Raw genomic sequence first — 13,109 nt, forward strand, 5'->3', positions numbered from 1 at the left:
GACTCTTGTCTCGCTAGCTGATTCACAGCACTGAGAAAGGCGCTCATTCCCTTCGGGGAGTGAGCGCCTTTTCTGTGTCTGTAGTCAGGCGGTCTGGTGGCTGGTGAGGTTCTTGCCTACTTCGTTGCTTCGACCCGGTCGAGATGTAACAGGACCTGTACCGCGACGGGTGCGCCGTCGAGGCTTCGCCTGGTCGCACGGGCGATGCCTTCGGCCTGAGTAGTGAAGCCGACGACGTCGATCGCCGGGTCCGCCGTGACGATGACGCACAGCGTCGGCAGTCCGCGATCGACCGTCGCTTTGCTTCTGGTGCTTCGCACGCCCGGCAGTTGCGCGAGTTCGGAGGCCACGCCGTCGGCGACTGGTCCCAGATCCACACTGACGTCGGTACCGGATTCGTTGTGCCGCAACGTGACTGCGCTCGTTCGGCGCCGGCGAAGGTTCAAGTACAACAGCCCGAAACCGGTGAAGACGCAGAGTACGAAGGTGCCGGACAGCACCCAGTGCCACCAAGGCTCCTCCGGAAGGCCGAAGAGGACCTCCCGATCGAGTCGTGACACCCAGGTTCGAATCAGTGAGGCACCCGCGTCCCATGCGATGGCGTAGGCGCCTGCCGCCAGGAGCACGATTCCGAAAATCAGGACGATGGTCCGATCGACCGCGGAAATCCAACGGTTCACGAGGCGTCCTTTCGTCGTACGGCAGCTTCTCGCACGACAACCGAAAGTTGCAGTGGCTGCTGCAGTATCGCGAGATGTGGTCGTACTGCCGCGTCCACGGCCGCGGCAAGTTCGGCCCGATCGCCACCGGTCGATTCGATGTGGACTTTGACGTGTCTGCGGTCGACGCTCGTGTGGGCCGAATCGACGCCGGGAACGACCGCTGCGTGGCTACTGCACAGGCGTGCAATGTCCGTCGGTCGCATCCATACCGTCGATGCTTTCGGGTTACCCAGTGGGACATGGGTTTTCGCGCGCCGTTTGATCGCCGACATTATCAGGACCACACCCGCGACAACGGCAGCGATCGCTACCGGAAGCAGCCAAGGTTGCCAGTGCAGCCGCGACGTCCACTCCACGGAGTTTCGGATCCAGGGTGCCGATTCGAAAGTTCCGCGGTTGATGAACCATTCGCGCGAGACCACGAAGGCGAGTGCGAGTAGACCGCACGCGATGACGACGGCCGAAACCGCGGCCGCCGGGTTCGCGGAGGGAACTCGGGGTGGAATCGGATCCGAGAGTGCCTCCTGCGCCGGGCCTTCGGCGATTTCGACGCCCGAAGCACATGACTCGTCGGTGCCCTCGGTTGCCGCGATCATGACGTTCATGTCGTGGAGGGGCAGGCCGGTCAGCGACTCGACACTGCGTCCGACTTCTGCCCGCACGCGGCCCGTCAGGTCGGTGACCGAACACGGCCAAGACACAGCGAGGAACAGATTGATGGCCACGGCGTCACTGCCCATCGAGATGTCGGCTCGCGGAAGGTCGCGCCCGGTCAGGCGGGTCAAACCGCCTGACTGACGGACCACTCCCGGAACGTTCACCGCTGCGGCCGTGGCGATCTTGGCCATCGCACGGTCCTTGATGACCAACGAGCCGCGTAGGCCAGGATCGTCCGCTGCGCTGGGATCGGACGGCTCAGCCACGGCCACGGCTTCGGAGGATCGCGCCGAGATCGAGATGCCCGTCGCGGTGTGCTCCGATCGCCATACCGGCGGCGCCGAGCAGGACTGCGAAGACGAATCCGCTGAACCCACCCATGATTCCGGCGAGCGCGAGGAGCAGACCGACCAGCAGTCCGACGGTGGTGCTGTTCATGTCAGTTCCCTTCTCGAATGTTCGGTGCAATGTCGGTGACGGTGGCAGGCTCGGTGACTGCACTTTCGGAAACATCCGGTAGGTATCCCGCTGTCGACAGGTCTCCGACCGTCACGTTCACCGGTACGTCGACCAATCTCGCCACCACCGCTCGGACACGTTCGGCGACGCTGCGAACGTCGGCCGGGTAGTGAACGGAAATGTGTACAGCACAAGAGTTTTCGTCGACGACAACGCCGGTGATTCGACGTCCCGGTAGGTAGGTTCCCACCTCGCCGAACTGTCCGCCGTGTAGATCTGCCACTTCCGGGATCGCAAGAACTGCGTCGGCGACAACCTCGGCCGCGTCGATCTCGCGGCCGGCGTCGGCGGTACTCACTGAACCCTCGGCTTGGCTTCCGGATCGGTACTGCCGCCGCTCTCGGCATCCTCGAAGAGCATGACGTCGAAGACCGTGATGTTGACCTCGGTGACCTCGAGGCCGGTCATGCTTTCGACTGCGGCAATGACGTTTCGACGGATACCCACCGCCAGTTCGTGGAGTGCGACGCCGTATTCGGCGACAATGCCGATGTCGATGGCGGCTTGTTTCTCGCCCACTTCCACCGCCACGCCCTGGGCATGGTTGACGCGGGCGCCCGGAATGCGGTCGCGAAGTGCCCCTACCGCACGCGCTGTGCCCCCGCCGACGTCGTACACGCCGTTGATCTCGCGTGTTGCTATACCGGCGATCTTGGCGACCACGGCGTCGGCGATGATCGTCTTGCCCTGGGTGCTGACTAGTTCCGCGCCACCGTCGGCGCCGAATCGGACGCTGTTCTTTTCACTGGAATCGCTGGTCATGGGGGCTCCCTGCTCATGTGTCAGTGCGTGCGTCTGAAGTACCTCCAACTGTAGTGACTGGTAGGTGGCCATGCGGGATGCACCACACCTACTCCGGCATTTGGTATGGCAGAGTCGGAGGCAAATAGTGACGGCGTTCATAGTGAGCGCTGCAAGTGACGTGGGTCGGACAGGGTGGTACGTGGTGGCACGGATAGTGATCGTGGGTGCGGGTTTGTCGGGGCTGCGGACCGTCGAGGAACTACGGCGAGCGGGTTTCGAGGGTGAGTTGACGCTCGCCGGTGGGGAAACGCATCTGCCTTACGACCGGCCTCCGTTGTCGAAGGAAGTGATCCGCGGTGACAAGGACGAGACGACCTTGCGTCCGGCCGAGTTCTACGTCGAGAACAAGGTCGACCTCAAGCTCGGTTCGCCGGCGACGTCCGTGAACACTGCGGCGAAGTCGGTGGCGTTCGCCGACGGATCCACCCTGGACTACGACGAGTTGGTGATCGCGACCGGACTGACGCCGCGTCGCATCGCCGGCCTTCCGGACCTCTCGGGGGTACACGTGCTGCGCTCCATCGAGGAAGCGTTGGCTCTTCGCGCCGATCTGGCCCCCGGCAAGCGTGCGCTGATCGTCGGGGCCGGCTTCATCGGCTGTGAACTGGCCGCGAGCATGAAGTCTCACGGCGTCGACGTCGTCTTGCTCGAACCTCAGCCGACGCCGCTGGCGTCGGTACTCGGCCCCACTGTCGGCGCCCTCGTCGAGCGTCTGCATCGGAACGAGGGCATCGACGTCCGCGTCGGTACCGGCTTGACCTCGTTGTCCGGCGACGGAGCGGTTGCCGCTGCGACCTTGAGCGACGGTTCGGAGATCCCGGTCGACGTGGTCGCGATCGGAGTCGGTTCGGTGCCGGTAACGGGGTGGCTCGACGGTTCGGGAATCGAACTCGACAACGGAGTGCTCTGCGACGGCGTCGGCCGCACCAGTACCGAACACGTATGGGCGGTCGGCGACGTCGCGTCCTGGCAGATCGGTGATCGACGCAAGCGCGTCGAGCACTGGACCAATGCGGGCGACCAGGCCAAGATCCTGGCGGGAGCGATCACCGGAACGGGTGATCCGGATGCTCCGGCGCAGGTTCCGTACTTCTGGAGCGATCAGTACGACGTCAAGATCCAGGCATTGGGCACCGTCGCACCCACGGACACCGTTCACATCGTCAAGGACGACGGCCGCAAGTTCGTCGCCTACTACGAGCGCGACGGCGTGTTGGCGGCTGTCGTCGGCGGAGGCAGTGCGGGAGCGGTGATGAAGATGCGTGCAAAGATCGCGGCCGGCACGCCCATCTCGGACGTGTTGGAGTCCACACCGGCCTGAACGGATGCGGCAGGACCGGTTCCGAGACGATAGATTTGTGCGGTGATCGTTGCACTCATCGACTCGGGACTGGGCCTGCTGCCTACCTCTGCGTGGCTTAGACGCCTGCGCCCGGATCTCGATCTGGTGCTGTCCCTGGATCCGGACGGCGCCCCTTGGGGCCCCAAGCCCGAGCCGTGGGTCGTCGACCGGGTACTCGGTGCTGTGCGGCGGAGCCTCGATCGTGGGGCACAGGTCATCGTTCTTCCGTGCAATACCGCCAGCGTCACCGCGCTGCCGCACGTCCGCGAACTGGTCGGACCGGGGGTGCCGGTCATCGGAACGGTGCCCGCGATCAAGCCCGCCGCCGCCGCGTGCGATTCCGTGGCGATCTGGGCGACAGCCGCCACGACCGCCAGCCGGTACCAAGCCGATCTGATCGAACAGTTCGGAAACGGCGCAAAGGTCGTCGGAGTGCCGTGCCACGGCCTCGCCGATTCGATAGATCTCGGTGATCGCGCTGCCGCACTCGCTGCCATCGATTCCGCAGTGGCGCGAACACCGGACGAGGTCAGCGGCGTTGTCCTCGGCTGCACGCACTACCCACTGCTCGCCGAAGAAATCGCAGCGCGGTTACCCGCCGGCGTCACACTCTTCGACAGCGCCGAAGCCGTTGCACGACAGACTTTGCGGCGGATCGACGGGCTCGGTGCCGCGGGTGAAGGATCGGGAACCGTCGAGGTTTTCGTGAGTGGACGTCCGGGTGCACTACCGCCCAGCGCCGAAGCCTTCGACGCCGGGCGGTTGTTGGGCGCGATCAAAGCCTGATCCAGCCGCTCTGTCAATGGGCAGCTACGCCGCTCTGTCAATGGGCAGCTACGCCGCTCTGTCAATGGGCAGCTACGCCGCCGTGACCCCCGTGATGCATCCGCGCACTCATCACCGGCATCGCACTCACCGCGACCACAACGGTCAGGACCCCGACCACCCAGGCCGTCCACGACGCACCGCGTAGCGCGTCGAAGTTCATGACCCAGGGTGAAAGGAACATCAAGACGCCGAAAACGCCCATCGCGTAATCCGCCATGGCCATGTCCGGACGAGCCATGTGTGCCAGACCCGACAGTGCAACCAGGACACCCAGGACGACGAGTGACCACATTGCCCGATCGGTGGTGTCGAGCCACATCGGCGAGAGAGCCGCAAAGACGCCGAGAACCACCGCGACGGCATCTTGCATTCGATTCCACGACTTCATGACGAGACCTCCAAAGACGAGAGTGTGTCCACCTGTAGTACACGCCCGCGGCAGATCGAGATCAACTCTCCGCCAATTGCATTCGCGTTGCAGTTAGAAGCGGTTCGGAGGCTTGAATATCAAGATTTGTGACCATTCGTCCGGATTGCCACGAGGCCGCGCGGAGCGCTTGCCGCGATATGTCCCGAGAGTGCCATGAGGGTGAGAGTGGTGAATGCGATAGCGGCGGTGATCATGGGTGGTCCTTTCACTGACTGTCCTCGAGTGTCGTCTGCCGACCTGTGGCCGAGCAGGGCGCACGGTGTGAGGACGCTGAGAGAATCGAAGAGTTCGCACCGCAACCCGTGAGAAGGTTCTGGAGTGACGCAATCGAGTGCCCAGGACGTGATCGAGCAGTTGGCCGATCTCGCGGATCCCGCGGATGCCGTCCACCTACAGCGGTTCTTCAAGACGGGGCCGGGGGAGTACGGCGAGGGTGACGTATTCATCGGAGTGCGAGTGCCGAAGACGCGCTCGGTGGTGAAGAAACATGTCGGCCTCGCGTTGCCTCAGGTACGCCTCCTTCTCGACAGCGACGTCCACGAGCACCGGTTGGCCGGGCTGCTGATCCTGGTTGCTCAATTCGAAAAAATCAGTCGCCCAAAATTTTTCGACGGCGAGAGTCGCGCCCGCATCGCCGACTTCTATCTCGGCGCTGTCGAGGACGGGCGGGTGAACAATTGGGATCTCGTGGATTCGTCCGCCGGACAGATCCTCGGCGGCTGGTTGTACGACCGAGATCGTCGGCTGATCTTCGAGCTTTCTGATTCGGGTGACCTGTGGCGACGACGGGTGGCGCTGCTGACGACGTACGGGTTCATCACTCGTGGCGACGCGTCGACCACGCTCGAACTCGCCGCGCAGGTGCTGGGCGATCGACGGGACCTGACACAGAAGGCCATGGGTTGGATGCTTCGCGAGGTCGGCAAACGGGTGGATCGGGATTTGTTGACCGACTTCCTCGCAGAGAATGCAGCAGACATGGGACGCACAGCGCTGAGCTACGCGTGCGAACACCTGACCGCAGACGAGCGAGCGCACTTCCGAGCGGCCCGCTAGCGAAGTACCGCTCGGTAGGTTGTGGGACGATTCTCGGTATGCCCGCCACCCGTGTCGAGGCGTCTCGAATTGTGACGATCGGTTCACTGATCGCTGCCGGCGTCGCAGCTCTGTGTTATCTGGTGTACTCCGTTCGAGCCGTCGAACCCGTAGATTTTCTCGTCTACCGCTACGCCGCCCAGGCATTCGCAGCGGGATCGAACATCTACGAGGGCAATCTTGTCGGCCCGTTGATCGTCGACGAGGGCATGCCGTTCACCTACACCCCGTTCGCGGCGATCTTTCTCTGGCCGACTGTTCTCTTCGACTGGTGGACGGCTTATCTGCTGTGGTCGGGCTTGTGCATCGCGGCGGTGGTGTGGACGGTTGCGAGGTTCACTCCCGCTCGCGTCCCGAAGCGGCCGCTCGTCATGGCGGCATTGGTCCTGGCCGTGTCGGTGACGCCCATCGTCAGTGCACACATCTCTTTCGGCCAGGTGAACCTGGTGCTCATGGTGCTCGTACTGCTCGACGTGACCCGTAGTGAGCATTCGAGGTTCGGCCGGTGGTTTCCGCGAGGACTTCTGATCGGTATCGCGGCCGCGATCAAGCTGACGCCGGCGCTGTTCGTCGTCTACTTCGTCGTCACGAAGCAGTGGCGACTCGCGATCTGGAGTTCGATCGGATTTGCCGCGGCGACTGCCGTCGCGGCAGTGGTGGACCCGGCCGTCAGCTGGACCTTCTGGTCGGACGTCGTCTGGAATCTCAGTGACCGGGTGGATTTGAGTGGGCAGGCGATCGCGAGCGCCGGCAACAGTTCGCTGCAGGGCGGACTTGCGGCGCTGGGCACATGGACAGCGTCTCTGACGATGCCGTTGACAGTGCCGTGTGCGGCGGTAGCGCTCTGGATCGCCCGAGACGTCTATCGCGTCGGGCGCGCGGTCGATGCGGCGTTGGTGATCGGATTGAGCGCGCCGATTCTTTCGCCGATCAGCTGGATTCACCACTGGGTGTATCTCGTGCCTGCTGCCGTCACGGTTCTCTTTCGGCTTCGATCGCCGCTGCAGTTCGGTTCGGCCGCTCTGGGCTTGGCAATCGTCTACTGCGGGCCGAGCATGGGCCAGCAGTTCATCGAGACGTCGCCTCTCCTGCTGCCGGTGGGGTTGGTCCTGCGGGAGGGTTTCCTGATCGTGACCCTGGTACTGATCTTCGCACTGTGGCGGTTGCCCACGACGGCGCCTGCGTGGGTGTCGGGGCGGGACTCCGAAGATGGCTCGGATGATGACAAAGCCCCCGATTCCGCAGGGAATCAGGGGCCGTCATGCATCGAAGCAGGGTTCAGAACTCGATCTTCAGGTGATCGGTGATCGGCTTCGCCTGGCAACCGAGGATGTAGCCGTTCGCCACGTCCTCGGCGTCGAGGATTTCAGAGTTGTTCATCTGAACTTCGCCTTCGGTGACGGTGCAGGCACACGACCCGCACTCACCTTCCTGGCAGGAGTACGGAACATCGAGGCCCTTGGCGAGCATGATGTCGACGAGCGTCTGCTTGCGCGGCCAGACGAGGGTGTGGGTTTCACCGTCCAGTTCGACCTCGACGGTTGCGGCGTCGGCTGCTTCTTCGTCGGAGACCTCGGCTACCTCGACGTCACGGAACGGGTCGCCGGCGAGTGAATTGAAGACCTCGGCGTGAACCTGCGTGCGGGGCATGCCGGCCTCTGCCAGTGCCTTGTGGACGGCGTCCATGAAGGGGCCTGGACCGCACATGAAGGCCTCGTACGCGACAAATGGCTTGGCCAGTGTCGCCAACTGTGAGACGGCGGGGAGTCCCTGCACGGTTTCGATCCAGTGGACCACCGTGAGGCGGCCGGGGTGTTGCGCTGCCAACTCGCGAAGTTCGGCGCCGAAGATGACGGACTTCTCGTCGCGATTCGCGTAGATCAGCACGACGTTGCCGTTGCCCTGCGTGAGGGCGGACTTGAGGATCGAGATCACCGGAGTGATTCCGCTGCCTGCACCGAAGAGCAGGAAGTCGTGATCGAGCGACTTGGGCGTGAAGACACCTGACGGCGGCAGCACTTCGATGGTGTCGCCGACCTGGAGCTTGTCGCACAACCAGTTGGAGCCGTAACCGTCGACGGTTCGCTTGACGGTCACCTTGGGGGCGTCGTCGGTGAAAGGCGAACTGGCCAGGGAGTAGCAGCGTGCGACCGAGCCGGTCTGATCGCTCGGGATGCGCAGGGTCAGGAATTGACCGGGCTTGTAGTCGAACTTGTCCTTCAGTTCTGCGGGAATCTCGAACACCAGCGACCGGGCGTCGGAAGTCTCTTCGATGACTCCGGACACGGTGAGTACCGCCGATCGCGAGCTGTGCGGTACCTCGACTGTCGTCATCGCGAAGCTAGTCCTCTCGTGAAGCTGGGTAAAGCGCAGGTCAGTGAAGTGCAACATCTAGAACGTGTTCTAGTTCAATGTTAGCAGTGATGAAAAGCTACTGGGGATCGTAGTCGCCGAGCAACACGTTCCCGATCAGCGGGAACCGCGGCGGTCTGATCCAACCGTCCTGGCGGTCCGGGGTGGCGATCACCTGCCCGAACGGGCGGTTCACGGGCGGCGTCCGGGCGGTTGAGCTGCCGAAGCCTGTGCACGGGCTGTTTGTCGGTACACAGTGGGAACCAGGTGAGACGCCGGTCACAAAGAATCGGCTCGAATCCCTCCCGCAGTCACATTCGTGCACATCCCTGAGGAGATACCGATGGCTATCGAGCTCAACCAGATCTGGGACTTTCCCATCAAGGAGTTCCACCCCTTCCCGCGCGCCCTGATGGGTGTGGGCGCTCACGACATCATCGGTGTGGAGGCCAAGAATCTCGGCTTCAAGCGCACCCTCCTGATGACAACCGGTCTGCGCGGTTCGGGCATCATCGAGGAACTCGTGGGCAAGATCGAGTACCAGGGTGTCGAGGTCGTGCTCTACGACAAGGTCGAGTCGAATCCCAAGGACTACAACGTCATGGAGGCCGCGGCTCTCTACCAGAAGGAGAAGTGCGACTCGATCATCTCGATCGGTGGTGGTTCGAGCCACGACGCCGCCAAGGGTGCTCGCGTCGTGATCGCACACGACGGTCGCAACATCAACGAGTTCGAGGGCTTCGCCAAGTCCACCAACAAGGAGAACCCGCCGCACATCGCCGTATCCACCACGGCCGGAACGGGTTCCGAGACATCGTGGGCATACGTCATCACCGACACGTCGGACATGAACAACCCGCACAAGTGGGTGGGCTTCGACGAGGCGACCATTGTCACCTTGGCGATCGACGATCCGCTGCTCTACTACACCTGCCCTCAGCACTTCACCGCGTACTGCGGCTTCGACGTACTCGCGCACGGCAGTGAGCCTTTCGTGTCTCGTCTCGATTTCGCGCCTTCACTCGGTAATGCGATCTACTCGGTCGAGTTGGTCGCGAAGAACCTGCGCGAGGCTGTCTTCGAGCCGCGAAACCTCAAGGCCCGCGAGGGAATGATGAACGCGCAGTACATTGCCGGGCAGGCCTTCAACTCCGGTGGCCTCGGCATCGTTCACTCGATCTCGCACGCGGTCAGTGCCTTCTTCGACAGCCACCACGGCTTGAACAACGCCATCGCGTTGCCGCGTGTGTGGGAGTACAACCTGCCTTCACGCTACGAGCGCTACGCCCAGTTGGCCGGCGCACTCGGTGTCGACACTCGCAACCTCACCACGGTTCAGGCCGCAGATGCCGCCGTCGAGGCTGCCATCCGTCTGGCCAAGGACGTCGGTATCCCCGACAACTTCGGTCAGGTCCGCACCGACTCGTACGCGAAGAACCAGATGAACACCAAGAAGTACGAGGGTCGTGGTGATGTCATCAAGGGTGACGAAAAGACGGTGCGCGCCATCTCCGAGCACATTCAGGACGACTGGTGCACCCCGGGTAATCCCCGTGAGGTCACCGTGGAGTCGATGATCCCGGTTGTCGATCACGCGATCAACAAGTCGTACTTCTAGCAGGGCCTTCGGCCCCGTGCGCGGTTAAGGAGTCCAGAGGCTCCCTAACCGCGCACAGGGGCTGTGCCCCTATCGAAAGGTATTCCATGTCCGGTCGCAGTTTCTCCAGCGGAATCGAAGTGAAAGATGCTCTGCGAGAGCAGGACTACATTGCCGATGACGAGTTCGCGGTAGTCGTTCATCTGGCGACGGCGCTGGGGCGTCCGCTCCTGCTCGAAGGTCCGGCCGGTGTCGGCAAGACGGAACTGGCGAAGTCGCTGGCTGCGATCGGCGGACGCAAGCTGGTGCGCTTGCAGTGCTACGAAGGGTTGGACGACAATCGCGCCCTGTACGAATGGGACTACGCGAAGCAACTCCTGCACGTGCAGATGCTCCGCGACCGGATCAGTGATCAGGTTTCCGAATTCGACAGTGTCGCCGAAGCGTCGAAGTTTCTGGCCGATCAGGATTTCGGTTTGTACTCCGAGAACTTCCTGTCCGTGCGGCCGCTGCTCGAAGCGATCCTCTCACCCGAGCCGGTAGTGCTTCTGGTCGACGAGGTGGACCGCACCGAGGAATCGATGGAAGCGTTGCTCCTCGAGATTCTCGCCGAACAGCAGATCACCATTCCCGAGGTCGGTACGTTCGTGGCCCGTTCGCAGCCCTGGGTCATCCTGACATCCAACGACACTCGCGAACTCTCGCCCGCGCTCAAGCGTCGTTGCCTGCATTACCATCTCGGCTATCCGACGTCGGAGCGTGAACGCGAGATCGTCACGGCCCGAGCGCCGGAAGTGGACGCCGCTACTGCCACCGAGGTTGTCGAATTGGCTCGCATCCTGCGTGACCTCCCGCTGCGCAAAAGTCCCTCCATCTCGGAGGTCATCGACGCAGCCAGGGCGGCAACCGTCCTTGCGGCCAGTGGATTCGACACCGCTTCCGACGCCAAGGTGCGCGACATCCTGCTCACGGCGCTGCTCAAGTACTCGTCGGATGTGACGCTGGCCAAGGAACGATTCGACGGCAAGCTTCTCGAATCTCCCTCGCGTGACGGTGGTGAGCCGATCGAGCGCGCAACGGTGGCAAGCAAACCCGCCAACACGACGACGGCCGTGTTCCGGGGGACCGGTGGACGAGACCCCCATCAACAGGGAATCCGCGGCGGCAGCGGAATCCGTTCGACGCGATGACGACGCTCGGTGGCCTCGCCGTGTGGCAGCCGTCGTTTGTCCTCGACGTGGTGTCCGCGAGTTTCGGCCGATTGCTGAGGGCGGCCGGAGTTTCCGCGTCACCGGCCGAGGTCATCGAAGTTCGGCGTGTGCTCGCGATGGTGGGCGCTTCGGATCGTGAGACGTTACGAGCCTGCCTTCGGGCAGTGTGCGCCAAGTACTCTCACGAGCAGGCCGGTTTCGAGCGGGCGTTCGACGCGCTGTTCCGGCCGCCTGCGGAGAAGGCCCACGCCGAACGGCCGGCGTCGCGAGCCGAAGTGGCGGACGGTCTGCCCACGGCGCTCGGGATCGACGAGGATCAAGAAGTAGGACGGTATGCCGAGTACAACGAGCGTGCAGCCGAGGTCGGCGACTACTTCGACACTCCGGAGGCGGAGAAGGGGTTCAACCCGCACAAGGACGACGACGATGTATCGATGACATCCAGCGATGCGGAACTGTCGGTCGATACCGGTTCGGAGACAGGCCGGCGGGGAGTCAGTTACACGGTCGACGTTGATCGTGCCGCGTCGGCAGTGGTCGGTGACCTGAGCACCAGTGTTGCTGCAGCAGTGGTCGGCTCGTTGTCGTGGGACGATCCGACGTCGATCCTCGCCTGGTTGAATGCCTACGACCCGAGCAAAGCGTATGCGGACGTCTCCGACGACGGGCCACTCACGCAAGCACAATTGAACCGGCTCGTCGAGGCGGTCGAAGCGTTCGTGCAAGCGCTCTCGGCCGCTGCACTCGCCGAATCCGCTCCCGACGCGCCCGACAGTGAATCTGCTGCGGGCGCCACGCACAACGACATCGAACTCGCGTGCCACGAGGTGCTTCGGCGGATGAGAGGACCGTCCAGGCCTAGTCCTCGGGAGCGCTCTCGAGGACATCTCGACATGCGACGCACGGTGCGTTCGAGCCTGCGCACCGACGGGATACCCTTCCATCTGGTCGTGAAAGCTCCTCGCCCCGATCGAGTCCGACTACTTTTGATCGCAGACGTGTCGCTGTCCGTGCGCCCCATCACCGCGTTCACTCTGCGCTTGGCTCAGGCAATGCATCGCCGTGCGGATCGTTGTGAAGTTCTCGCGTTCGTCGATCGTCCGGTCGACGTGACCGACACCCTGCTCGCCAGTAGTGGTGACGGTGCATTGGCAGCGGTGCTCGCGCACCCGGGCCTGGATCTGGAAGCCAGCAGCGACTACGGGCGGGTGCTCACCGAATTGTTGGACGAACACGGAAACACCTTGAACTCGAGGACTTCCGTCATCATCGTGGGCGACGGTCGGTGCAACGGGTTGCCCCCGCAGGTGGACAAGCTGGAAGAGGTGCGACGCAAGGTCCACCGTCTGGCTTGGATCACGCCGGAACCACAGCGCTACTGGAACCAGGCGTCGTGCGCGATGCCGGAGTATTCGGAGATCTGCGATGAGGTTGTCGTTGCCCGAGATGCCGCGCAACTGATGGCAAAGGCGGCCGAACTAGGGCATGCACTTCGCTGATGTCAACGCACTTCACTGATGTCACTGCGATCTGTCGTGAACTAGTTTGATCT

14 protein-coding genes are annotated in these 13,109 nt (G+C 63.2%); 7 read left to right on the forward strand and 7 right to left on the reverse strand.

Annotated elements, in window-relative coordinates:
- Window positions 1-116 precede the first annotated feature (116 nt).
- From V3587_RS15015 to V3587_RS15035, 5 genes are read right to left on the reverse strand one after another with little or no spacing between them, the layout of a single operon-like run.
- Window positions 117-680, reverse strand: a complete 564-nt coding sequence (locus V3587_RS15015; protein WP_283376709.1) for a hypothetical protein — start codon at window positions 678-680, stop codon at window positions 117-119.
- Window positions 677-1,651, reverse strand: coding sequence for a DUF6286 domain-containing Asp23/Gls24 family envelope stress response protein (locus V3587_RS15020; RefSeq protein ID WP_124568248.1), 975 nt, complete (start codon window positions 1,649-1,651; stop codon window positions 677-679). The genes V3587_RS15015 and V3587_RS15020 overlap by 4 nt, the downstream gene beginning before the upstream one ends.
- Window positions 1,638-1,817, reverse strand: coding sequence for a hypothetical protein (locus V3587_RS15025; protein WP_003942043.1), 180 nt, complete (start codon window positions 1,815-1,817; stop codon window positions 1,638-1,640). Before V3587_RS15025 ends, V3587_RS15020 begins: the two co-directional genes overlap by 14 nt.
- A 1-nt stretch (window position 1,818) precedes the next feature.
- Window positions 1,819-2,196, reverse strand: coding sequence for a hypothetical protein (locus V3587_RS15030; RefSeq protein WP_124568249.1), 378 nt, complete (start codon window positions 2,194-2,196; stop codon window positions 1,819-1,821).
- A complete protein-coding gene (locus V3587_RS15035; protein ID WP_003941912.1) occupies window positions 2,193-2,660 on the reverse strand; it encodes an Asp23/Gls24 family envelope stress response protein in 468 nt (155 codons plus the stop codon). The genes V3587_RS15030 and V3587_RS15035 overlap by 4 nt, the downstream gene beginning before the upstream one ends.
- A 127-nt stretch (window positions 2,661-2,787) precedes the next feature.
- On the opposite strand from V3587_RS15035, the gene V3587_RS15040 reads away from it, so the two are divergent.
- Window positions 2,788-4,023 (forward strand): NAD(P)/FAD-dependent oxidoreductase, encoded by a 1,236-nt coding sequence (locus tag V3587_RS15040; RefSeq protein WP_331701455.1) that lies wholly within the window; start codon window positions 2,788-2,790, stop codon window positions 4,021-4,023.
- A 42-nt stretch (window positions 4,024-4,065) separates the two neighbouring features.
- The gene (locus tag V3587_RS15045) at window positions 4,066-4,830 is read left to right on the forward strand and encodes a glutamate racemase (RefSeq protein WP_283376708.1); all 765 of its coding nucleotides are present in this window, start codon (window positions 4,066-4,068) and stop codon (window positions 4,828-4,830) included.
- Between the two features lie 61 nt (window positions 4,831-4,891).
- Here the strand turns inward: V3587_RS15045 and V3587_RS15050 are convergent, their stop codons facing one another.
- Window positions 4,892-5,260 (reverse strand): SPW repeat domain-containing protein, encoded by a 369-nt coding sequence (locus V3587_RS15050; protein ID WP_283376707.1) that lies wholly within the window; start codon window positions 5,258-5,260, stop codon window positions 4,892-4,894.
- Window positions 5,261-5,620: 360 nt separating this feature from the next.
- Here V3587_RS15050 and V3587_RS15055 point away from each other — a divergent pair, with 360 nt between their 5' ends.
- The gene (locus V3587_RS15055) at window positions 5,621-6,358 is read left to right on the forward strand and encodes a DNA alkylation repair protein (protein WP_283376706.1); all 738 of its coding nucleotides are present in this window, start codon (window positions 5,621-5,623) and stop codon (window positions 6,356-6,358) included.
- Between the two features lie 38 nt (window positions 6,359-6,396).
- Window positions 6,397-7,704 (forward strand): glycosyltransferase 87 family protein, encoded by a 1,308-nt coding sequence (locus V3587_RS15060; protein ID WP_283376705.1) that lies wholly within the window; start codon window positions 6,397-6,399, stop codon window positions 7,702-7,704.
- On the opposite strand, the gene V3587_RS15065 is transcribed toward V3587_RS15060, so the two are convergent.
- Window positions 7,676-8,731, reverse strand: a complete 1,056-nt coding sequence (locus tag V3587_RS15065; protein WP_283376704.1) for a ferredoxin--NADP reductase — start codon at window positions 8,729-8,731, stop codon at window positions 7,676-7,678. The two genes, V3587_RS15060 and V3587_RS15065, sit on opposite strands and share 29 nt — an antisense overlap.
- Before the next feature lie 361 nt (window positions 8,732-9,092).
- Here V3587_RS15065 and mdo point away from each other — a divergent pair, with 361 nt between their 5' ends.
- The 3 genes from mdo to madC all read left to right on the forward strand — a co-directional run bounded on the left by mdo (window position 9,093) and on the right by madC (window position 13,056).
- On the forward strand, window positions 9,093-10,367 hold the full coding sequence (mdo, locus tag V3587_RS15070; protein ID WP_003942095.1) for an NDMA-dependent methanol dehydrogenase: 1,275 nt from the start codon (window positions 9,093-9,095) through the stop codon (window positions 10,365-10,367).
- Window positions 10,368-10,453: 86 nt separating this feature from the next.
- The gene (locus V3587_RS15075) at window positions 10,454-11,536 is read left to right on the forward strand and encodes a MadB family AAA-type ATPase (RefSeq protein ID WP_124568254.1); all 1,083 of its coding nucleotides are present in this window, start codon (window positions 10,454-10,456) and stop codon (window positions 11,534-11,536) included.
- Window positions 11,533-13,056: a MadC family VWA domain-containing protein gene (gene madC / locus V3587_RS15080; RefSeq protein WP_283376703.1), complete on the forward strand. Its 1,524-nt coding sequence runs from the start codon at window positions 11,533-11,535 to the stop codon at window positions 13,054-13,056. Before V3587_RS15075 ends, madC begins: the two co-directional genes overlap by 4 nt.
- Window positions 13,057-13,109: the final 53 nt, after the last annotated feature.

Origin of the sequence: Rhodococcus sp. IEGM 1306, assembly GCF_036541985.1 — a bacterium.
Classification (GTDB): Bacteria; Actinomycetota; Actinomycetes; order Mycobacteriales; family Mycobacteriaceae; genus Rhodococcus_F; species Rhodococcus_F qingshengii.

Excerpts from the sequence above, each read along its gene's own strand:
- V3587_RS15025 (WP_003942043.1), bottom strand. The coding sequence starts at position 1,817 with ATGAACAGCACCACCGTCGGACTGCTGGTCGGTCTGCTCCTCGCGCTC.
- V3587_RS15035 (WP_003941912.1), bottom strand. The coding sequence starts at position 2,660 with ATGACCAGCGATTCCAGTGAAAAGAACAGCGTCCGATTCGGCGCCGAC.
- V3587_RS15050 (WP_283376707.1), bottom strand. The coding sequence starts at position 5,260 with ATGAAGTCGTGGAATCGAATGCAAGATGCCGTCGCGGTGGTTCTCGGC.
- V3587_RS15060 (WP_283376705.1), top strand. The coding sequence starts at position 6,397 with ATGCCCGCCACCCGTGTCGAGGCGTCTCGAATTGTGACGATCGGTTCA.
- V3587_RS15065 (WP_283376704.1), bottom strand. The coding sequence starts at position 8,731 with ATGACGACAGTCGAGGTACCGCACAGCTCGCGATCGGCGGTACTCACC.
- mdo (WP_003942095.1), top strand. The coding sequence starts at position 9,093 with ATGGCTATCGAGCTCAACCAGATCTGGGACTTTCCCATCAAGGAGTTC.
- V3587_RS15075 (WP_124568254.1), top strand. The coding sequence starts at position 10,454 with ATGTCCGGTCGCAGTTTCTCCAGCGGAATCGAAGTGAAAGATGCTCTG.
- madC (WP_283376703.1), top strand. The coding sequence starts at position 11,533 with ATGACGACGCTCGGTGGCCTCGCCGTGTGGCAGCCGTCGTTTGTCCTC.